This is a genomic window from Nonomuraea sp. KM88 (assembly GCF_052245635.1).
In the GTDB taxonomy this organism is placed as follows: domain Bacteria; phylum Actinomycetota; class Actinomycetes; order Streptosporangiales; family Streptosporangiaceae; genus Nonomuraea.
This window is the reverse complement of the sequence record NZ_JBQQCC010000004.1, coordinates 263,573-284,296: the sequence shown is the minus strand read 5'-3', so window position 1 is coordinate 284,296 and position 20,724 is coordinate 263,573. Positions and strand designations below refer to the sequence as shown.

The following is a 20,724-nucleotide window of genomic DNA, read 5'->3' as shown; positions in this document are numbered from 1 at the left end:
GGGCGGGGGGTGCTCGGGCGGACCGAGCGTCAGGAACGGTGTCGTGCGACCGCGGTGGCGAACAGCTCCCGCCGCGCGGCGCGGTCGTCGTCGGTGGCCTGGACGCGGGACGGAGCGGCAAGATCCGCGTAGGTGGGTGGGGTCGCCTCGTGCAGCGCCCACCGCGCCACGGTGTCGCGCACCCGCCGGAGCACGTCGGCGTGGGACGGGTCGCCGGCGAGGTCGGTCATCTCGTAGGGGTCGGCGATCAGGTCGAACAGGGCTTCCCCGGCGGCGTCCGACCACAGCAGCTTGTACCGGCCGGCGCGGGCCATGCCCGCGATCTCATGCCTGCGGTCCTCGGCGAAGACGCAGTCGTGCCCCGCGGCCGGGTCGGTCAGGTCCTGGCCCGGCAACGGCGCCGCCGGCGACACTCCGCAGGTCGCGAGGACCGTCGGGGCGACGTCGATCAGTGAGGCGAGCCGGTCGGCGGCCTCGCCGGCGCGCCGGCCCTCCGGGAACTTGACCAGCAGCGGCACCTTCACCACCGGGTCGTACATCGGCCCGTCCTTGAGCAGCAGGTGGTGGAACCCGAGGTACTCGCCGTGATCCGCGGTGAAGATGATCAGTGTGTCGTCGTAGAGCCCGCGTTGCCGCAACGTGTCGAGCAAGAGTCCGACCTGGTGGTCCAGGTGCGAGATGGTGGCGTAGTAGTGCGCCATCACCCGACGCAGCAGCGGCACGGTCAGCGGCTCGTAGTCGAAGTACCTGCGCCGGTACCGTTCGTCGGCGGGCGGGATCGTGTCCGTCCATCCTGGCAGCGTCGTCAGCGCTGCCGGGTCGTACATCGTGTCCCAGCCGTCGGGCGGGTCGAACGGATGATGTGGCTTGACGAACGACACGTGCAGCAGGTCCCCACCGCCGCCGGACCAGTCGGCCACGACCTTCCGTGCCCGCTCGCCGATCCAGGTGGTGGTGTGCCATTCCTCCGGCAGGTCCGACCGGCCGCTGCCGTACGTCGCCCAGTACGACTGTGGCGCCTTCGCGCGGAACTCCTGCTCCTGGTCCACGAGATCGGTCACCGGAGCCAGCCCGGCCGCCGCCAGCTCCCGGTGGTAGTCGTCGTCGTACCGGCCGGGCCCGTCCTGCTCCGCCAGTTCGAGACGGTCGTAGCCGACGTCGAGGTACGTCGGCGTGAAGTGCATCTTGCCGACCGCCGCCGTCCGGTATCCGGCCCGGCGTAACGCCCGGGGAAAGGTGTCGATGCCGGGCGCGAGCGTGGACCGGTTCGTCCAGCCGGCGTGCTGGCGGACGTGCAGGCCCGACAGCAGCGAGTACCGGGACGGGGTGCAGACCGGGAACGGGCAGTACGCGTTGCGGTAGCGGACCCCGTCACCGGCCAGCCGGTCCAGGTGGGGCGTACGGACGTCCGGGTTGCCGGCCGCGCCGAGGCAGTCCGCCCGGAACTGGTCGGCCTGGATGAGCAGCACATTCGGCGCCATCAGCGGCCACCGTCGACACCGAACCCGAGCCGGGCGACCTCGGCGCGCAGCGCGGCCAGTCGCTCCGGGCCGAGTGAGGCGAGCGGCGCCCGGCAAGGCCCGCAGTCGACGCCGAACACCGAGCCCAGGGCCTTGAAGCCGGCCAACTCGCCGGCCGGCCGGCCGGCCGCGTCGATGACCTGCTGCGCCAGGAGCTGACACTCCTGTGCCTGGGCCAGCTCCCCTCGGGCCGCGTGGTCGAGCATCCGCCGGAACAGCGGAGCGGCGAAGTTGTACACCGACCCGATCGCCGCCCGCGCCCCCCACTGCCAGGCGGCGAGTACCAGCTTGGCGACACCGACGAAGACCTCCTGCTCGCCGGCCAGGTGCAGGCAGCGCTGCAGGTCCACCATGTCGTTGGCGGCGAACTTGACGCCGGCGAACGACGGGATTTTCTCCCGCGCCGCCGTGAGCACGTCGCTGGCCCGCAGGTTCACGCCGGTGATCGAGGGGATGTGGTAGTAGGTGAACGGCAGCGTCGGCGCCGCGTCGGCGATGGCCGCGCAGCCGTCCACCAGCGAGGCCACCGTCTCGGGCCGGTGGAAGTACGGGGCGACCGCCGAGATCGCCTTCGCCCCCGCCTCCTCGGCGTGGCGGGCGAGCGCGCGCGCCTCGGTGAGGCTCGCGTGCCCGACGTGGACGATGACGTCCAGCCGGCCGGCCGCGACCTCGCACCACCGCTCGACCAGCGCCATCCGCTCGGCCGTGGACAGCGCCGCGCCCTCTCCCGCGGTGCCCCCGACGAACGCCGCGGGCGACCCCCACGCGAGCAGCGCGTCCGCCTGCTTCGCGACGGTGTCGAGGGCCAGCTCGCCGGCCTCGTCGAACGGTGTGAACACCGCGGTCAGCAGCGCCATGTCCGTGCCGTCGGTGGAGTAGCGCAACCCTGTCATGAAGTTCCTTCCAGTTGGCCGGTGAGCAGGTCATGCCTTCGTGTCGACGAGGGTGACGAAGTTGCGGGGATCGGTGGCCAGGCCGGTGACGCGCTTGTCCAGTGCGAACAGCGATGGCTGGGTGGAGATCCCGATCGCCCAGGACTCGTCGGCCAGCACCCTGTTCAGCTCCGCGTACGCGGCCTTCTGGTCCTCCGGTGTGAGCGCGGAGCCGGCCGCGGCCACCGCGTCGACGTAGGCGGGCGGCACCTTGTCGCGGAACGTCGTGTTCTCCTTGCCCGGCAGCATCTGCCGGCCCCGGGCGATCAGCGACGGGCTCTGCATGTTGTTGGGCTGCGCGGCGACGGTGCACTGCAGTTTGCTGGCGAACAGCGCCTCAAGGTACGCGGCCTCTTCCTGCGGGGCGATCTCCAGCTCGAACCCGATCTTCTTCAGGTCCGCCTGGATGATCTGCAGCACCTCCACCTCTGGAGTTCCCGCGGCCACGCCCGCGACCGCCTTGCGCGCGCCACCGGACTGCGCCAGCAGTGCGGCCGCGGCGTCCGGATCGAACCCGTGTGAGTCGAGGTACGCCGGGTCGAACGCGGGCGACCGCGGCATGAACGCCGTGTAGATGGGCTCGCCGATGCCGAAGTTGACCTGCTTGATGATCCGATCGCGGTCGATGGCCCGCGCCAGGGCCTGCCGCAGCAGCTTGTTGTCGAAGGGCGGGATGGTGGCGTTCATGAAGAAGAGGATCATCCGGCCGCTGCCCCGCACCAGGGTGAACCGGTCCTTCAGCCGCTCGGAGTGCCGGAACCCGATGTAGGCGGCACCGTCGACGGATCCCGACTCGAGCGCGGCCACCAACGCGTCCTCGTCGGTGAAGAACCGGTACTCGACCTCGTCGAGGTACGGCTTGCCCGCATCGTGGAAGTCGGGATTCTTCTTCAGCGTCAGGCGCTGGTTGCGCCGGAACTCCCCGAGCCGGAACGGCCCGGAACCGGCCGGCTCGTGTTCGAGCTGCTCCGGGGTGTTCTTGTCCGCCGGAACGAGCGGGAACGCGAACATCCAGTCCATGACGAGCCCCTCCGGGGTGGGCGCCTTGAAGTCGACGCGTACGGTGCGGTCGTCGACCGCGGTCGCCGTGTCGATGAACGCCGACGGCTGCGCGAGGGTGAACGCGGTATCGGGGTTCTGCGCCCGCTTGATACCGGCGACGACATCCGCCGCGCTGACCGCCGTACCGGAGTGGTATTTCGCCTCCCGCAGGGTGAGGGTGACCGACTTGTGGTCGGCGGCGAGCTCCCACCTCTCGGCGCCGGCGGGGATCGCCTCGTACGTGCCGTCGGTCGGATAGTCGACCAGGTACGTGTAGAAGGCATGGATGTGGATGTCGGTGTTGGTGAGGTACGGGTCGAACTGCATGATCTTGGTCGTACCGAGCGTGAGCTTGCCCCTGCCGGCGTCGCCGCCGCTGCCTGCGCCCGTGCCGGAACCGCAGGCGCTCAGGAGCGGCGCGGTGGCCAGCGCGCCGGTCACCGCCAGGCCGGTCCGTAGGAGCGCGCGGCGGGAGACAAGGCGGGAATCTCGCGGAGAAATGCTCATGGTCATTGCCCTCTGAGGTGAGAAGGGGGTGGAGGTCAGGTGAGCCGGATACGCGGATCTAGGACGCCGTAGGCCACGTCCACCAGGAGATTCAGCAGCAGGAACGTGGCGACGACGAAGAGCACCCCGCCCTGCACCAGGGCGTAGTCGCGTTCCCCGATGGCGGTGTAGAGCAGCCGCCCGAGCCCGGGATAGTTGAAGACGGCCTCGATGACGACGGTGCCGCCGAGAAAGCCGCCGAGCTGGAGCCCGACGACGGTGACGGTCGGCAGTGCGGCGTTCCGCACGGCGTGCCGGCGGATCACGTCCCGTTCCGGTACGCCCTTGGCGCGGGCGGTACGGATGTAGTCCTTGCCCATCACCTCGCCCAGCGAGTTCGCGAGGAACCGGGCGGTGACGCTGGAGGTGTGCACGGCGATGGCGGTCGCCGGCAGGATCATGCTGGCCAGCGCGGCACCGGGATCCTGCCACAGGGGCACGAAATCGCTGGAGGCGGGCAGCCACCGCAGCTGGACGGCGAGCACGATGATGAGCAGCAGACCGAGCCAGAACGCCGGCACCGCCAGGCCCGCCGTGAGGTAACCCTGCAGCACCCGGCCGACGGCCGAGTACGGCCGCAGCCCCACCACGATGCCGACCGGCACCGCGATGACCAGCGTCAGCACCAGCGTCAGCCCGGCCAGCTGCACCGTCGCCGGGATCCGGTCCATCAGCTCGGTGAGCACCGGCTGGCCCGAGTAGTACGACGCGCCGAGGTCACCGGTGACCGCGTGACCGAGCCAGATCCCGTACTGCGCCAGGAAGGGCTGGTCCAGCCCCATCCGGGCGCGGGTCGCGGCCAGCTCGGCGGCGCTCGCGTCCGGGCCGAGCAGCACCGTGGCCGGGTCGCCGGGCAGCAGGAGTATGAACGCCCACACCGCCACCGAGCCGAGCAGCAGCACCACCGCGAACTGCATCAGCCGGCGTACCAGATAGCCGTACATCTACACCGCTCCTCTGCCGAGGCCGCGGGCCGCCGCGCGCGGCCCGCCGCCACCCACCGCGAGCTGCAGGCCACGCCCGATCCGTTCCAGGAGGAACACGGTGGCGGCCAGGCAGATCCCCGGGAACAGTCCGTAGGTCGGGCTCTGGTACAGGTACGATCGGGCGTCCTGCAGCATGCCGCCCCACGACGGCGCCGGCGGCGGAGTGCCGAGCCCGAGGAAGCTCAGTCCCGCTTCGATCACGACCGCCATCGACGCGGTGATGACGAACTGGACCATGACAGGACCGAGCACGTTCGGCAGTACGGTGCGGGTCATCGTGTCCGGCGTGCTCGCGCCCATCCCGCGGGCCGCCAGCACGAAGTCGCGCTCGCGCACCTCCATCGTCGCCACCCGGGTCAGCCGGGCGAACTCCGGTATCGCACCGATTCCGATCGCCAGGATCAGGTTGAGCAGGCCCGGCCCCAGCACCGCGATGATGACCAGTGCGAGTAGGATCCCGGGCACCGCCAGCAGCAGGTCGACCACCCGCATCGCGACCGCGTCGGCCCACCGCCCCAGGTATCCGGCGGCCAGACCCAGCGGGACCCCGATTCCCGCGCCGACCGCGGCGGCACCGGCCGCGACGAGCAGCGAGCCGCGAGCACCGTGGATCATCCGGGAGAGGAGGTCCCTGCCGAGCTGGTCGGTGCCGAGCCAGTGGGGCCCGGACGGGCCCAGCAAGGGCTCGCCGCCCTGCACGGCCGGGTCGAACGGCGCGACAACCGGCGCGAGCAGCGCCAGCACCGCGAGCGTGGCCAGCCCGACCGCACCGACGACGGCGGACCGGGACCGGGCGAACCGGCGTACCGCCGCCAGCCGTCGCCGTCGCCGTCGGGGCGCGACCGCCGGGTCGCCCACGGGTGACGCGCTCATGCGCTCAGCTCCGGGAGCGGATGGGGACCTTCGTCGGCGAAGTGGCAAGCCGTGTGCCCGCCGGCGACGGGACTGAGCAAGGGTTCCTCCTCGGCGCAGCGGGCCACCGCGATCGGGCACCGCGTACGGAAGCGGCATCCCGACGGCGGATTCACCGGACTGGGGACATCACCGCCCAGCGGCACACGGCGCCGGGTCTCGCGGCCGACCGGGTCCGGTATCGGCACCGACGCCAGCAGCGAACGGGTGTAGGGGTGGCGCGGGTCGTCGTACACTCGGGTCACCGGCCCGGACTCCACGATGTTCCCGAGGTACATAACAGCGACGTGGTCGGCGACCTGGCGGATCACCGAAAGGTCGTGGCTGACGAACAGGTACGCCATCCCGGACTCCCGCTGCAGGTCCGCCAGCAGGTTCAGCACCTGGGCCTGCACCGACACGTCCAGGGCGGACACCGGCTCGTCAAGGATCAGCAGCCGGGGCCGGGAGGCCAGGGCCCGCGCGATCGCCACCCGCTGGCGCTGACCGCCGGAGAACTCCGCCGGGAACCGGTCGGCGTGCTCCGGCCGCAGGCCCACGCGGCTGAACAGCTCGAGCACGTCCTCCCGCCGCCGCGCGCGAGGAAGGCGCTGCAGCCGTAGCGGCTCGGCCACGTTGTCGCCGACGGTCAGGCGCGGATTCAGCGAGGCGTACGGATCCTGGAAGACCATTTGCGCGCGCCGCCGGATTCGCCGCAGACCGGCCCGGCCCGCCCGCCCGACCTCGTCGCCCTCCACGAGGATCTGCCCGCCGACCGCGTCCACCAGTCGCAGGACGAGCCGCGCGAGCGTGGTCTTCCCGCAGCCGGACTCGCCGACCAGGCCCAGTGTTCCGCCAGGCGGGATGCGCAGCGAGACCCCGTCCACCGCGTGCACCCAGGAGGTCGCCCGCGCGAAGACCCCGGATCGCACCGGGAACCGGCTCACCGCATCCCGCACCTCCAGAACCGGCACGGCCGGCTCCGCCGCTTCTTCCGCTGTCGCCTCCGCCTCGCCCGCACCGGCCGGCGTGGCCACCGGATCCGCCGGTTCGCTGCTCAGCGGCTGCGCACCGGTTTCCGTCCCTGGCCGCGCCGCCGCCTCGTCCGGGAAGTGGCAGGCGCTCGCGCCGGTACCGGCCTCGTCGGCCGGCAGCTCCGGCCGGGTCTGCACGCAGACGCTGCGGGCGCGAGAGGTCGGGCAGCGCGGCGCGAACGCGCACCCCGGCGGCATCTCGGTGAGGTCGGGCGGCTGTCCAGGGATCGGCAGCAGCCGTTCCGCCGTACCGTCGAGCCGTGGCAGCGAGCGCAGCAGGGCGGCCGTATAGGGGTGTCGCGGCCGGGTGAAGATCGAAGTGACGTCGCCGGTCTCCACGATCCGGCCGCCGTAGGTCACGGCGACCCGGTCGGCGGTCTCGGCGACCACGCCGAGGTCGTGGGTGATCAGCACGACGCCGGCGCCGGTCTCCTCCCGCGCCAGCCGGAGCACGTCGAGGATCTGCGCCTGGACGCTCACGTCCAGCGCCGTGGTGGGCTCATCCGCGATCAGGACCTTCGGGCGGTTGGCGATCGCCATGGCGATCATCACCCGCTGGCACATCCCCCCGGAGAACTGGTGGGGGTACTGGTCGTAGCGGGCCCGCGGGTGGGGCACGCCCACCATCTCGAGCAGCTCCACGACACGCTCCCGTGCCGCGCCGGCCGTCAGTGCCCGGTCGTGCACCCGCAGCCCCTCGGCGATCTGGTCGCCGACCCGCCGAACCGGGTTGAGTGCGGAGATGGCGTCCTGAAAGATCATTGCCACGTCGCGCCCGAGCCGCCGCCGCAGCTCCACCTCCGGCAGGGTCAGCAGATCCACGCCGCCGAGCATCACCTCGCCGGAGACCCGCCGCAGGTTCGCCGTCTGGAGCAGGCCCAGCGCTGCGAGCACCGAAACGCTTTTGCCCGACCCGGTCTCCCCCACCACGCCGAGCGTCTCGCCACCGTAGACGTCGTAGGACATCCCATCGACCGCGCGCACCACGCCCGCCGGCGTCGCGAACTCGACGACCAGGTCCCGCACGCGCAGCACCGGCTGGTCGGCACCGCCATCCGGCACGACGGGCGTGGTGCCACTGTGGACGATGTCGTCTCGGACCACACCATCCAGGCCTCCACCTGACACCGGGCGACCTCCTCCGCACCGAAGACGAGTGCGTTGCTGCAAGATGTCCTACAGATTTCGCCACCGTAAGCGGCGCCCATCACAGTGTCAAGACTGGCAAGATATCCTACAAGTTGATACGAAGGGGGAGGTCGATTCCGAACGTGGCCACTCAAGAGGACGACGTGCAGCCGGAGTTCCGCCGGCTCGACAACGCACCTCCGCTGCACAAGATCGTGCAGCAGGAGATCAGAAACTACATACTCAAACAGGGACTGCGACCCGGTGACCCACTCAAACCGGAGTCCGAACTGGCCCGGCTGTTCGGGGTCAGCCGCAACTCGGTCCGCGAGGCGGTCAAGGCGCTGGAGTCCACCGGCGTCCTGGAGACGCGCCGCGGCAGCGGCGTCTACGTATGCCACTTCTCCTTCACCCCGCTGCTCGACCACCTCCCCTACGGGCTCATGCAGGACCATCGAGCGCTGCGAGAGCTGGTCGCGCTGCGGAAGACCCTCGAAGCCAGCCTGGTCGCCGACGCGATGCAGGCCATGACGCCCACGAGCATCGACGCTCTACGAGAGAACCTGGACACGATGCGCAGGCTCGCCGAACAGGGCAAAGGCTTCCCCGAGCAGGATCGCCAGTTCCACCAGCTCCTGTTCCGCGATCTCGACAACGCGATGCTGCTGAGGCTGTTCGACCAGTTCTGGCTCGCCTTCCACGCCGCGGCGCCACCACCGCGCGGCCGCACGCCGATGAATGCCTACCAAGGCCACGTCACCATCTTCGAAGCGATCCTCAGCGGCGATCCGGATCGGGCGCGGGCGGCGATCCAGGACCACTACATCGGCATCGAATCCAAACTCACCGAGACCCCGCCGCCCGATACGCCACCCGGAACGCCATCGGGCGAGACGACCACGGAGGCAGGCTGACATGCGTGGGCGTCGGAATCGGATTGTCGCCACCGCCGAAGTCCACGTCAGAGCGGGCACCCTGCCAGGATCGCCAGCCTCCAGCAGCGCGGGGACTTCACGTGGAGAGGGCGGGTGAGCACGTTGATCGAGGATGGTGGCACGCGAACGCGGCCCTGTTCGGGGAAGCACGACGATCTAGAGAAGCGGCGTTTCACCGATGGCGGCGAGTAACAGGATCGGGAACTCCGGATCAGCCTGACCGACCGCGAGTGCGACCCATCGGCCGGCGCCCGGATGCCAGACGGACATCTCACCGCTGTACAGGCTGAGCTCGTTCATCGGCTCAGGCACCGGCGAGCTCTCACCCTCCAGGTCAGGCCACAGATCCACTACTTGGGGCCGGCCCCAGCGGGACGTCAGTGCGGTCACCAGCGCCTCGAAGGCGGTGGCGATCTCTTCCTCCGCCGCCTCGACGACATCCTCGCCGCGGCCGTCCCAGAAGTCCTGGCTGGCCTGCAAGAAGCACAGGTGGCTGCGCCGTCCGCTGGAGCGATACCCCTCCCACGCCTTGCCGGCCGGCTGCACTCGTTCCTCCTCCCGCGGAAAAGGGCGAGCCAGCAGGCTGTCGATGGTGGCGAGTCGATCTTCCAAGGTCATGCGGCAAGGTTAGGGACCCGGCGGAGGTTCTTGGCCACCGCACTGCGAATGGGTCGGCTGGACGCCCGTCGCGGCAGGACGTCGCGATCAACCGCCCGCCCACCGGGCAGGCAGCGCGGAGTTCGGGTTGCGGTTGTGCCGGATGGTTCGCGAGCGATGCAACGCCCGCGAGTACGTCACCGATTACTCGGCGATGTGGATGGGCCGACTCCTGGCTCGCCGCGGACAACCGGCCCTACGCCCTCGTCCGCAACCTGCGCTGGGTGACCGCGGCGCCCGAGGGCATCGTCCCCGCCACGAAGCCGGCCGCAGGCCGCCTCGGCTTCCGTATCTGGATGGATTCGCTGCAGACGGTGTTCCACAGCGGCCCCGGCGACGACTTCTTCCTCGTCGGTGCGGAAGAGGCGATAACGATCCCGCGAACGGACGTTCCCCCACGGATCGGCGCCCCGATTCCCACCCTGCTGCGCAACGACGACAGCGTCTTCACCCAGATCGAGCAGCACGGGCTGCCCACACCGCGGTCATGGGCCTGGGCAGACTAGGAGGTTTCTGAACCGGAGCCGGGGAAGCAGACGGGTGATCTCCCCGGGTGATCGGCCTAAGGGCAGATGTTCTGGTACGGCGCTCCGCCCAGGTACCGCTCCCATTCGGCGTGCGACAGCGGGCGCCCGACCCGCGCGCACACCTCCCGCGCGACCCGTTCCCCGTCGACGGAAACCGCGCGGACGGCCCTCTCCATCCCGACGTGCACGGCCGCCCCGTCGGCGCTGAACGCGAGCGACCACGGCTGGCCCTCCCGCAGCCGGTAGGCGCCGCCGAGCCGACGCCTGGCCTCGACGTCCCACAGTTGCAGCACGCCGTTCAGCGAGGCGGTGGCGAGCGTCTTGCCGTCGGGTGAGAAGGCCAGGAAGTCCACTTCGTCAGCGGCACGGGGAAGGGCGGGGCGCAGTGCCGCCGGCCCGTCGGCGTTCCACAGCCCGACCCGCCCGGTGGTGCCTTCGTACACGGCGAGGAGCCCTCCCCTGCTGATCGCGAGCGCATCCGTGGGCAGGAACCCGGCGCCCACCGGCTCGCCCGTGCCGACGTCGACGAACCTGCCGCTTTCCGGCGACACGTACGCCGTGCCGCCCGGCAGGAACGGCCCGCCCCGGGATGTCGTGTCGAACGAGCTCAGCACGCGCCCGTCGGCGGCGTCGAGCACCACTTCCTTGAACACCGTGCTCTGCCCGTACGCGACGGTCGTCGCGAGCCGCCGCCCGTCCGGGCTGAAGCGCATGTTGATCGGCATACCGCCCTTCCCGGGCATCGGCACCGACCAGAGCATGGCCTGGGTACGCAGGTCCCAGAGCATGACCGTGCCGCCGGCGTCCCTGACCGCCAGCTTTGTTCCGAAGAAGTCGGCGATCAGCGGCCCTCCGTCCGTGGCGACCGGAAGGCGGGCGCTCTCCTTGCCGGCGCCCACGTCCCAGATCCGAAGCTGCTTGCCGGTTGCGATCGCGGCCAGCCTGCCGTCCCCGCTGAGGTAGGCCATCCCCGGCACGGCCGTCGCGCGGGTGCGCGGCCGCAGGTCCATGCTGACGACGGCGTCGTCCATGACGTACCGGAGCGTGCTGCCGTCGGGATCGAACGCGACGTCGGCCAGATCGCCCTCGGCGCGGTGATCGAGCACAGTCTTCCGGGTGCGCAGATCCCAGACCTGCACATCTCTTCCACGGAAGGCGGCGAGGCGCCGGCCGTCCTGGCTGAAGCGTAACTGGCCGTCGGACCCGCAGGCGTCGCAGGAGATCGTGTCGCCGAGGGCGCGGCCCGAGGCGGCGTCGACCAGGACGATATCTGTCCCGCCGCAGGCCAGCGTCCCGCCGTCGCGGCTGAAGGCCACCGCCTTGGGCCGTTCCGCGCAGGCGGGGAACGGCCGTTCCATCCGCCACCCCGGCAGCGCGATCTGGTCGAGGCGGTCCCCCGGCAGCAGCAGGCGCCTGCCCGTGCGGTCCACGAGCGGATGTCTCACCGCCTTCCCGCCGCGCTGCCGGAAGACGGGCCTGCCGAACTGCTCGCCGGTCGAGACGTCGAGCAGGTAGTGGACGTCGTGCAGGCTGTACAGCAGCGTGAGCGTGGTCTCGTGCTCGCCGAACACGGCGCTGTAGCTGAACCCGGCTCGTGCGGGAAGCGGTCGTTCGAGCAGCTTCCTGCCGGTCTTCAGGTCCCAGACACCGAGCTTCTCGGTCGTGGTCTGGGCCAGCAGTCGCCCGCTGCGGCTCAGCGCCGGTGGATAGATGATGGTCCCGCTCAGCGTCATCCGGGGCCAGCTCGCCGTACGCCTGCCGGTGCGCACGTCGTACACGTTCACTCCGCCTTCGCTGGCGCTGACCAGCGTGCGGCCGTCGCGGCTGAGCAGCCGCCGCGCCACGCCCTTGACCGGCGGGTCGCGGAAGACGGCCGTCTCCTGCTGCTGGAGTGAGGCCGTCAGGCTGGAGCGGGCCTCCGGCTGCGCCGGCGAGATCCGCCAGGCCGCCACGCTCAGCAGCATCGCCAGGGACGGGTCGATGGTACGCTGCCGATCCGCCTCGGCCGCCGCCTGCCTGGCGGCCAGGACGTCGCGTTGCCGTGCCGTCTCCTGGCGCTGCCAGACGGCCAGCCCGCCGGCCACGAGTGACACCACCAGCAGCCCGGCCAGCGCGACCGTGGTGAGCGTCCGGCGCCTGGCCCGCCGTCTGGTGAGGTGGGTGCCGGCGCGCAGGAAGTCCTGTTCGAACGGGGTCAGCGTGACGTGCCGGCGACCGGTCGCGGCCCAGCTCAGAGCCTGCTCCAGGCGGCTGCCCTGGAGCACGTCCGCGTCGCGCCTGCCGTTCTCGGCCCAGTCGCGGGCGGCGACGTTGACGCTGTTCAGCATGGCAAGCCCGTCGCGTTCGGCCTCCACCCACCTGCGCAGTCTCGGCCAGGCGCGCAGCAGCCCGGGTCGCGACAGGGCCACCGTGCCGTCGTTGCTGACGATCACGTACGAGAACGCGTCCAGCACCCGCCTGACCGCAGCCGACTCCCCCTCGGGACGTCCCTCGAACAGCTCGTCATGCCCGGCCGAGCGTCCGGCCTCGTGCCCGTCCTCCCCGACGGTCACCAGCCTCAGGAACACCTCGGCCGCCACCTCCCGCTCCTCGGGGTTCAGCGACTCGTAGGCGTCCTCAGCGATCGTTCCCAGAGCGGGATCGCCCTGCGGCGCCGACCCGTGCACGCCCCGCGCGGTCCTGCTGCCCGCCGCCAGCAACCTCTCTGTCCCGGCGTCGTTCCCGCTGACCAGCGCCAGCAGCAGGTCACGGGCAGTGGGACGGGCGGCCGGGTCTTTTGCCATGGCCGCCTCGACCAGCGAGGCCAGGCGTGGCGGCAAGGCGCTCAGATCGGGCCGGTGCGACAGCACCCGATGCATGACGGCGCCCAGGTTGTCGGCGGCGAACGGCTCACGCCCCGTGGCGGCGAACACCATGATCGCGCCCCACGCGAACACGTCGGCCGGTGCGCCCGCCCGCTCCCCGATGAACACCTCGGGCGCCATGTACGCCGGCGTGCCCGACACCTCGCCGGTCCTGGTGAGCGACATGTCGGACGTGCGGGCGATGCCGAAGTCGATGACCCGTGGGCCGTCGGGCCCGAGCAGCACGTTGTCCGGTTTGAGGTCACGGTGCACGACTCCCGCGTCATGGATCGCCGTGAGCGCGGTGGCCACCGCGGTGGCCAGCCGATGCAGGTCGTCACCGGTGAACCGGCGCCCGTCCCGAACGGCCGCACCCAGGCTCGGCCCCGGCACGTACTCCGAGACGAGATACGGCCTGCGCCCGTCCAGGTCGGCGGCCAGCACGCGCGCCGTGCAGAACGACGACACCCGCCGCGCGGCCGTCGTCTCCTTCGCGAACCTGCCGCGGACCGCACGATCGTCGGCCGCGTGCAGCACCTTGACCGCGACCCGGTTGCCGTCGGCGTCGTATGCGTCGTACACGACGCCCTGCCCGCCCGACCCGAGCCGTCCTGCGAGCCAGTAGTTCCCGATGCGCTGGGGGTCCCGCGCGCTCAGCGCTTCCATGGCGGGTTAGATGTCGTCTTTCTGGCGAAGGTTGTCAAGCGAGCATCCCGATGTGCTGTTCCGCCACGGCACCTCAACGTGACCAAGATTCTCGAGGTATGCGGTAGAGATGATGGACCGTCTCGAACCACTCGCTGCTGATGGCGCCCTCAGTCGCCTTCTCGACCACCTTCAAGAAGGAGTTGAGCGTCACCTCGCTGTCCGCCGTCTCCGAGAAGGGCACGTCTCGTAGATACGGGCTCAGAACGTATCCGAGGCTTGCGGGATCGGGGTGATACGGAGTGATGTTATCGATCAACTCTCCGTTCTCCAGATAGAACAGCTCGGTCGGACCATCGATGTCCGTCCATCCGAGCCCCAGCACGCGACGGCCGGCTTCACACAGAGCTTTCTGCAGACTCACTCGCCCGCAGACATGCCCGCTGAGACTGATGATCTGCGTCCAACCGGGAGCATGCGCCCCCAGCCAAACGATTTCTCCGTGTTCCGAGACGTCAGAGAACCATTGCATCGCAGTCTGGCGGTCACACAGCAGTTCGGACGACGAGTCGACGCGAAGCCGCATGGCAATCTCGCGCTCATCGCTCTCCGAGACCCATAGTCCTCGAAAATAGTCACCGAACCCGTACGCTCTGAGCAAGCCAAGCGGGTTCCCACCATTTAATGACAAAACATAACAGTCCTTTATGGAGCACGGATGCCCGGGAGTTCGTGAACCAGATCGCACGCTACGGAACGATTCGCGTGTGCGCGACTCCCAGGCGTTCAGCGAGGCCCGGCTCGCCCGAGCGCTCCAGGGCCGGAGTGACGCGATGGCCCGGCGGTGCATGTCGGCTTTCGGAGTGCCGGCCTCCTCTCTCACGAGTGGAGGCCGTTTCCTTCACCTACTCACTCGCGTTGTCCGAGCTTGCGCCATAAGTATCGCCACGCGGGCTGAGGCTTCGCTTCATCCACCACCCCCGCATTCGATTCCGATGTTTGGTCAGTGTCGCGGAAGACCAGCGTCAACTTACCGATGAAGATGTTGCTCCAGTCCACCGACTCAGCTCTGACGTATCTGCCCACCACCATTACGGCGAGGACCCCCACGTACGATGCGAACCTAAGCCCAAGCGGAAGAAGCAAAATCCAGGGACTGCTGACCACCGCAGTGATCAGAGCCCCCACGGCTGATTACGCGGCGGGGCGAGGCCGAAGAGATCGTTTCATCTCTGCCTCCCTTTCGACTCGACGGGCCATTTGGGGCACATGCCCATGTCTCAATGGAGCCATGAGGCTGAGTCCACCCAGTTCGACAGATTGCCGGTGGGACGGCGCATCCTCCTGGGGCAGACGCCCACAAACCACGCACGCCAGACCACCGCAAGATGCTCAATCCAGCAGCACTTCGGTCGTCAAAGGGCAGCGCAGGAGCAAGCTTAGCCCGTCACAGAGACGTCGAAGGGGGATCCCAGCCGGTCAGTCACAAACGCCAGAGCTTCTCTGAATGCTCGCCATACAGTTGGCAGGACGTCCTATCGCAGCGACGCCATCCGCCGGGGACGCGGCCGCCGATCATCCGGTCGGCGCGTCCGCGCCCACGTCCGGACCGCTGAGGCTCGCTTCCGTCGCGTCGGGGCTCATGTCCTGGGTGCCTATGACGGACAGCAACTCCAGCTGGGCCGCACCCTGGCTGCCGGGCGGCGCGGTGAACCACAGCAGGCGCTGGCGACCATCCTCGCTGAACAGGCTGTGGCAGTCCACCTCGATGATCCCCAGCGCCGGGTGGACCAGGCACTTGTGGTCCGCCCGGCGCAGCGCCACGTCGTGGGCGTCCCACAGGGCGGCGAACTCGGCGCTGCGCCGCCGCAGCGCGGCCACCATCCGGACCACGTGGGCGTCGCGGCCGCGCCGGGCAGCGACCGCCCGCAGGTCGGACACGAAGACCCGGGAATGGTGCGGGTGCTCGTCCGGCGGGTAGAGCGCGCGGGCGGCGGGGTCGGTGAACCAGCGGTAGACGTAGCTGGCCTCCGGGCCGCGCCTCATCGGGTGCCGGCCGATCAGCGCGGCGGCCAGGTCGTTCTGTACGAGGGTCTCGTGCAGGTCAGTGATGATCATCGCTGGCGTCGTGGCCAGCCGGTCCAGCATGGCCAGCATGGCGGGCTGGACGTGCGCGGCCGGGCCGTGCGCCGCCGAGACAGGCCGGCCCGCGAGATGGAACAGGTAATCGCGCTCGTCACCCTCCAACCGCAGCGCGCGGGCGAGCGCGGCCAGCGTCTGGGCCGACGGCTGGGCGCCGCGCCCGCGCTCCAGCTCGGTGTAGTAGTCCGCCGACAAGCCCGCGAGCTGCGCGACCTCCTCCCGGCGCAGCCCTGGCACCCGGCGCCGGGGGCCGGCGGGCAGGCCGACGTCGGCCGGCCGGACCCGGGCACGGCGAGTCTTCAGGAACGCGGCGAGTTCGCGGAGGTTCACCTCTCCATCGTGACCCCTGGCGGCCGGTCGTAGCCAGGGGATGACAACCCCTGGGTGAAACACAGCCCTGGCCGGCGGGCGGGTCGCGGGCGAGCGTGGACGTCACCCCGCCTCCACGGGCCAGTGGACGGGAACCCGCTACCCACCCCAGGAGATCTCTTCATGCGTGTCATCACCCAGCGCGCCCTCGGCGGGCCCGGCAAGCTCGTGCTCGTGCCCTGACGGCGGCCGCACCCCTGCTCCCTGAACCACCGAAGACCCCGTACCAAGGAAGGCAAGGAGAATCATGAGACGCGGTATCGCCCTACTTCTCGGCGCGGTCATCGCGGCGGGCCCCAGCCTGCCCGCGCACGCGCACCCCGGCCACCCGACGCCCACGACACCCGCCGCGACGCCCGCGGCGGCCGACCCGACCTACGGGAAAGGGTGGCAGGCGCGGGCGGCGATCGGCGGCGGGCCCCGACAGGAGCACAGCGTCGCCGCGCTCGGCCACCGGGTCTACGTCCTCGGCGGCATCGTCCCCGACCCGGCCGGCGGCGTCGTCACCACCGGCCGGGTGGAGGTCTACGACACCCGGCGCGACACCTGGTCGGAGGCGGCCCCGCTGCCCGTCGCGATGAACCACCCCAACGTGGCGACGGTCGGTGGCCGGATCTACGTGCTCGGCGGGCTGTCCGGCGGCGCGTCGTGGCAGGCCCTGCGTGACAGCTTCGTGTACGACCCGCGTACCGACCGGTGGACGCCGTTGCCGCCGATTCCGGCCGGCATGGAGCGGGGAAGCGCCGCGATGGGCGTGCACGGGACGAAGATCTATCTCGCGGGCGGCATGCGCACCCTGACGCCCGGCCCCGGCGGCCTGCAGGACACGGTGGCCCTCGTGTCGTCGTACGACGTCGTGACCGGCCGGTGGGAGAGCCTGCCGAGCCTGCCGCAGGCGCGCGACCACGTCGGCGGCGCCATCATCGGCTCGACCTTCTACGTGCTCGGCGGCCGCGACCGGGGACAGGTCAACGTGCGCGACACCGTGTACGCGCTCGACCTGCGCTCCCGCCGCTGGTCGAAGCGGGCGCCGATGCCGACGGCCCGGGGCGGGATCGCCGCCGCGGCCGTGGGCGGCACGATCTACACGTTCGGCGGCGAGGGCCGGCACGACGGGACGAACCCGAACACGGTCTTCTCCGAGACCGAGGCGTACGACGCGGCGCGCGACCGCTGGGTGCGCCTGGCGCCGATGCCGGTGCCCCGGCACGGGACCGCCGCCGTCGCGGTGGGCGGCACGATCTACATCCCCGGTGGCGGCACCGCGGGCGGGGCGGCTCCCGTGGACGTCAACGACGCCTACCGGCCGAAGGCCGCCCCGTAACCGAGAATGACGGCCTCTGACCTGCGGCTTCTCAGCCGCAGGTCTTCCGCTTCGCGGACCTTGACAGGCGGCCGCAGGACCATGATCCGGGGATATGGTGCCCCGCTCATGTGGCCCAGGCTGCTCGGGGTACGGGGTGAAGAACGCGAGTCGAGGCGACCAGTCCCGATCGAGGAAACGCCCGGTGATCCGCCCGACCATGCAGAGCAGGAGGTGAAGCTCCTGCGTGCCGGACATGCCGAGCTCCAGCTCAAGCCCTTCCGCATGCACCGCGTACTCGGGTACGCTCACCGGCGCGCCGTCGACATAGGGCGGATCGATCTCATCGACCAGCGCGCCGTCCTGGTACAGATACAGGTGGTCGAGCTCGCCCAGTCCTCCGTTGTGGAACATGGTGAGAAGCCGCCGTCCTCCCGCGCTGAGCGCCTTGGCCTCCGCAGCCGTGTGAAAGCCGCTGAGCCAGAGGATGTGGGTCCAGCCGGGCGCGTGGGACCCGATCCAGATGACCTCATCGTCCAACGACTGCTCATACCTGGCCATCGCCTTCTCCGCCGGCTCGGCGGGCGCCTGAGGGCATCCAGCCCATGCGTACCTCCCCTTGAGTATCGCGGGTGCAGCCGTACGACATGCAGGTGACTTCCTTCCGGAACGAGCCGTACGGCGACGCTTGCCCGGACACCGGGTCGCTTGACATGCTCGCGCCCGTGATCGATGCCCATCGCCCCGTCGAGCCCACCGTCGCCGTCCCCGTCAGCGTGCGCGATCTCCTGCCCGGCGACCTGCCCGCGTGCACCTGGTCAGGTTCCGCCACCCACCTGCGCCACGTGGAGCGGGAGCTGGCACGCGTCCCGAAGGGCGAGGTGGACTATCTGGCGGTATGCACTCCTGTGGACCTGCCAGTGGCAATCGGCGGCGTCGACTACCAGGTCTGTGCGGGCGCCGGGACGTTGTGGCAGCTCGCCGTGCTTCCTGCGCTCCGGTCCCGTGGCCTGGGAACGCTGCTCATCCGGGCCGCCGAACAGCGGATCGGCGAGCGCGGCCTGCGCAGGGCGGAACTCGCCGTCGAGGAGGACAACCCCCGGGCTCGCGCTCTGTACGAGCGTCTGGGCTACGTCGCCTACGACCGGAGGCCGGATGCCTGGGACGAGGAAGGACCCGACGGCTCGATCCGCCGCCATGAGACCACGTGCGTTCTCATGCGCAAGAGCCTGTGACTTCAGGCCCCTACGGCGAAAATCGTTTGCTCCGCTTGGCGGGCTCAGGAAACGTGGTGTTCATGAGGCTTTGACGGACACCACCCCCTGCTCCGAGATGCCACGGCGCCGGCTCGCGCCGTGATGCCGCCTGCCCGCACCCAGTTCAGTGAAGAGAGCGTCTTTGTCCCAGCAATCCCCCGCCGTCGGACCAGCCACCGTCACCGTGTTCGCCTCCCCCACCAGCTGGATCGAGTCCGACGCCGTCGCGCAGTGCCACCAGGTGGCCGCCCTCGACGGCATGACCCATGTCGCCGCCATGCCGGACCTGCACCCCGGCAAGGGCGCCCCCATCGGCGCCGCCATGGCGTCGACCGTCCTGTACCCGTTCCTGGTGGGCTCCGACATCGGGTGCGGCATCGCCGTGTTCCCCGTCAAGCTCAGGCGAGCCGTACCTGAGAAGCTCGCCGCCCGGTTCCCCGATCTCGACCGCGCGCTTGACCCCGAGCAGGATGCCGACGACCCGGCCTGGGACGTGGTGAAGGGCGACATCCCCGCGGGCCACGTCGAAGGCCTCGGGACGGTCGGCCGGGGCAACCACTTCGTCGAGCTGGCCCGCATCGGGGCCGTCTTCGAGCCCGGCCACGCGAGCCGGCTCGGACTCGCCGCCGGCGACCTGGTCCTCATCGTCCACAGCGGTTCCCGAGGGCTCGGCGAACGGATCCTGCGTGCGCACACCGAGGCCCACGGCGCGGGCCCCGCCCCCGATCCCGATGCCTATCTGGCGATGCATGACGACGCCGTACGCTGGGGGTCGCTCAACCGGCGGCTGCTGGCCGCCCGGGTCGCCCGCGCGCTGGGCGCGGAGCCCGCCGAGCCGATCGTCGACCAGTGCCACAATCTGGTCGAGATCCGCGACGGGATCTACCTGCACCGCAAGGGTGCGGCACCGGGTGACGGCCGCGACGTGCTCATCGCCGGCACGCGAGGCACCCCTTCCTACCTCGTGGCCGGCCACGCCGGGCCGGACGCCGGCCACTCCGTGGCACACGGCGCGGGCCGCAAGATGTCGCGGGCCGACGCCCTGCGCCGCGGCCGGGCCAAGCACACGGTCGAGGAGCTGCGCCGTACGCCCGTGGGGTCGCTGGTGGTGTGCGGCGACCGCCAGCTGCTCTTCGAGGAGGCGCCGACGGCCTACAAGCGCATCGAGCAGGTCATCGCCGACCTCGTCGAGCATGACCTGGCCACGCCCATCGCCACCACGATCCCCCTGGTCACGTACAAGACGCCCGACCTCGCGTCCACGCCCGGAAGGGACCGCCGGGACCAGCGCCGCAAGCGGGGGCGGCCGTGAGCGTCCACCTGCTCCTGTCGGCCGGGCGCGGCCCGCAGGAGTGCGCCTGGGCACTGGCCCGGCTGCTGCGCCGCCTGGAAACCGACGCCACCAGGCAGGGTCTGGAGACCCATCGGGCCCACACCGTCCCCGGTGACCGGCCGGGCACCTACCGATCGGCCCTCATCCGGATCGCAGGCGACGGCGCCGAGACGTTCGCCGCCTCATGGAGCGGAACCCTGTGCTGGCAGGCCCCCAGCCCTTACCGGGCCAGGACCGGCCGGAAGAACTGGTACGTCATCGCCCGACCGTGCCAGGTCGACACCCCGCGCACGACGTTCGACGAAGCGGACGTCGACATCGTCGCCTGCCGCACCGGCGGCCCCGGCGGGCAACATCGCAACAAGGCCAGCACGGCCGTACGGGCCACCCATCGGCCCACCGGGATCGTCATCGTGGTCGACACCGAGCGGCGGTTCAGCCTCAACCGCCGCATCGCCATGCGGCTGCTGCGGCAGCGCATCGAGCACGGCGACGAGGCAGCGGAGCGCGCCGTCACCACAGCCCGCTGGCGCATCCACGACGAGCTCGTACGCGGCGACCCCACCCGCGTCGAACGCCCGGTACGGTCTTCACGCTGACCCGAGAATCCGGCCAGGTGGGCGTGGGTGCGTGACC

16 protein-coding genes are annotated in these 20,724 nt (G+C 70.7%); 6 read left to right on the top strand and 10 right to left on the bottom strand.

Translation table 11 applies throughout. From position 1 onward, the window contains the following. Positions 1–29: 29 nt before the first annotated feature. The 6 genes from ACTWPV_RS14700 to ACTWPV_RS14675 are packed head-to-tail and all read right to left on the bottom strand — an operon-like array spanning position 30 to position 8,054. The gene (locus ACTWPV_RS14700; protein WP_347645809.1) at positions 30–1,481 is read right to left on the bottom strand and encodes a sulfatase-like hydrolase/transferase; all 1,452 of its coding nucleotides are present in this window, start codon (positions 1,479–1,481) and stop codon (positions 30–32) included. Next, positions 1,481–2,413: a dihydrodipicolinate synthase family protein gene (locus tag ACTWPV_RS14695; protein WP_347645808.1), complete on the bottom strand. Its 933-nt coding sequence runs from the start codon at positions 2,411–2,413 to the stop codon at positions 1,481–1,483. Before ACTWPV_RS14695 ends, ACTWPV_RS14700 begins: the two co-directional genes overlap by 1 nt. A gap of 30 nt (positions 2,414–2,443) precedes the next feature. Next, positions 2,444–4,000, bottom strand: coding sequence for an ABC transporter substrate-binding protein (locus ACTWPV_RS14690; protein ID WP_443152171.1), 1,557 nt, complete (start codon positions 3,998–4,000; stop codon positions 2,444–2,446). A gap of 35 nt (positions 4,001–4,035) precedes the next feature. Next, a complete protein-coding gene (locus ACTWPV_RS14685; protein WP_443152170.1) occupies positions 4,036–4,983 on the bottom strand; it encodes an ABC transporter permease in 948 nt (315 codons plus the stop codon). Continuing rightward, positions 4,984–5,898 carry an ABC transporter permease gene (locus ACTWPV_RS14680; RefSeq protein WP_443152169.1) on the bottom strand — a complete coding sequence of 305 codons (915 nt, stop codon included), beginning with the start codon at positions 5,896–5,898 and terminating at the stop codon, positions 4,984–4,986. It lies immediately after the preceding gene. Continuing rightward, positions 5,895–8,054 carry a dipeptide ABC transporter ATP-binding protein gene (locus ACTWPV_RS14675; protein WP_443152168.1) on the bottom strand — a complete coding sequence of 720 codons (2,160 nt, stop codon included), beginning with the start codon at positions 8,052–8,054 and terminating at the stop codon, positions 5,895–5,897. Before ACTWPV_RS14675 ends, ACTWPV_RS14680 begins: the two co-directional genes overlap by 4 nt. 167 nt (positions 8,055–8,221) lie before the next feature. On the opposite strand from ACTWPV_RS14675, the gene ACTWPV_RS14670 reads away from it, so the two are divergent. After that, positions 8,222–8,992 carry a FadR/GntR family transcriptional regulator gene (locus ACTWPV_RS14670; protein WP_443152167.1) on the top strand — a complete coding sequence of 257 codons (771 nt, stop codon included), beginning with the start codon at positions 8,222–8,224 and terminating at the stop codon, positions 8,990–8,992. A 177-nt stretch (positions 8,993–9,169) separates the two neighbouring features. On the opposite strand, the gene ACTWPV_RS14665 is transcribed toward ACTWPV_RS14670, so the two are convergent. Then, a complete protein-coding gene (locus tag ACTWPV_RS14665) occupies positions 9,170–9,631 on the bottom strand; it encodes a hypothetical protein (protein WP_443152166.1) in 462 nt (153 codons plus the stop codon). A gap of 263 nt (positions 9,632–9,894) precedes the next feature. Between ACTWPV_RS14665 and ACTWPV_RS14660 the strand changes: the two genes are divergently transcribed. Then, positions 9,895–10,176 (top strand): hypothetical protein, encoded by a 282-nt coding sequence (locus tag ACTWPV_RS14660; RefSeq protein WP_443152165.1) that lies wholly within the window; start codon positions 9,895–9,897, stop codon positions 10,174–10,176. Positions 10,177–10,232: 56 nt separating this feature from the next. On the opposite strand, the gene ACTWPV_RS14655 is transcribed toward ACTWPV_RS14660, so the two are convergent. From ACTWPV_RS14655 to ACTWPV_RS14645, 3 genes are all read right to left on the bottom strand, one after another. Next, entirely contained in the window at positions 10,233–13,706 is a 3,474-nt protein-coding gene (locus ACTWPV_RS14655; protein WP_443152164.1) for a WD40 repeat domain-containing serine/threonine protein kinase, read from the bottom strand. Positions 13,707–13,779: 73 nt separating this feature from the next. Continuing rightward, positions 13,780–14,271 carry a hypothetical protein gene (locus ACTWPV_RS14650; protein WP_443152163.1) on the bottom strand — a complete coding sequence of 164 codons (492 nt, stop codon included), beginning with the start codon at positions 14,269–14,271 and terminating at the stop codon, positions 13,780–13,782. Positions 14,272–15,260: 989 nt separating this feature from the next. Then, positions 15,261–16,157, bottom strand: a complete 897-nt coding sequence (locus tag ACTWPV_RS14645; RefSeq protein ID WP_443152162.1) for an MmyB family transcriptional regulator — start codon at positions 16,155–16,157, stop codon at positions 15,261–15,263. 286 nt (positions 16,158–16,443) lie between these two features. Between ACTWPV_RS14645 and ACTWPV_RS14640 the strand changes: the two genes are divergently transcribed. From ACTWPV_RS14640 to prfH, 4 genes are all read left to right on the top strand, one after another. Next, positions 16,444–17,520: a Kelch repeat-containing protein gene (locus tag ACTWPV_RS14640; RefSeq protein ID WP_443152161.1), complete on the top strand. Its 1,077-nt coding sequence runs from the start codon at positions 16,444–16,446 to the stop codon at positions 17,518–17,520. Between the two features lie 704 nt (positions 17,521–18,224). After that, on the top strand, positions 18,225–18,734 hold the full coding sequence (locus ACTWPV_RS14635; RefSeq protein ID WP_443152160.1) for a GNAT family N-acetyltransferase: 510 nt from the start codon (positions 18,225–18,227) through the stop codon (positions 18,732–18,734). A 163-nt stretch (positions 18,735–18,897) separates the two neighbouring features. Further along, entirely contained in the window at positions 18,898–20,067 is a 1,170-nt protein-coding gene (locus ACTWPV_RS14630) for an RNA ligase RtcB family protein (RefSeq protein WP_347645795.1), read from the top strand. Then, positions 20,064–20,687, top strand: a complete 624-nt coding sequence (gene prfH / locus ACTWPV_RS14625) for a peptide chain release factor H (RefSeq protein ID WP_443152159.1) — start codon at positions 20,064–20,066, stop codon at positions 20,685–20,687. The genes ACTWPV_RS14630 and prfH overlap by 4 nt, the downstream gene beginning before the upstream one ends. Positions 20,688–20,724: the final 37 nt, after the last annotated feature.

What these genes read in the sequence shown, in the direction of transcription:
- ACTWPV_RS14695 (WP_347645808.1), bottom strand. Translation starts at nt 2,413, where the DNA reads ATGACAGGGTTGCGCTACTCCACCGACGGCACGGACATGGCGCTGCTG.
- ACTWPV_RS14700 (WP_347645809.1), bottom strand. Translation starts at nt 1,481, where the DNA reads ATGGCGCCGAATGTGCTGCTCATCCAGGCCGACCAGTTCCGGGCGGAC.
- ACTWPV_RS14655 (WP_443152164.1), bottom strand. Translation starts at nt 13,706, where the DNA reads ATGGAAGCGCTGAGCGCGCGGGACCCCCAGCGCATCGGGAACTACTGG.
- ACTWPV_RS14650 (WP_443152163.1), bottom strand. Translation starts at nt 14,271, where the DNA reads ATGCGGCTTCGCGTCGACTCGTCGTCCGAACTGCTGTGTGACCGCCAG.
- ACTWPV_RS14690 (WP_443152171.1), bottom strand. Translation starts at nt 4,000, where the DNA reads ATGAGCATTTCTCCGCGAGATTCCCGCCTTGTCTCCCGCCGCGCGCTC.
- ACTWPV_RS14640 (WP_443152161.1), top strand. Translation starts at nt 16,444, where the DNA reads ATGAGACGCGGTATCGCCCTACTTCTCGGCGCGGTCATCGCGGCGGGC.
- ACTWPV_RS14665 (WP_443152166.1), bottom strand. Translation starts at nt 9,631, where the DNA reads ATGACCTTGGAAGATCGACTCGCCACCATCGACAGCCTGCTGGCTCGC.
- ACTWPV_RS14680 (WP_443152169.1), bottom strand. Translation starts at nt 5,898, where the DNA reads ATGAGCGCGTCACCCGTGGGCGACCCGGCGGTCGCGCCCCGACGGCGA.
- ACTWPV_RS14685 (WP_443152170.1), bottom strand. Translation starts at nt 4,983, where the DNA reads ATGTACGGCTATCTGGTACGCCGGCTGATGCAGTTCGCGGTGGTGCTG.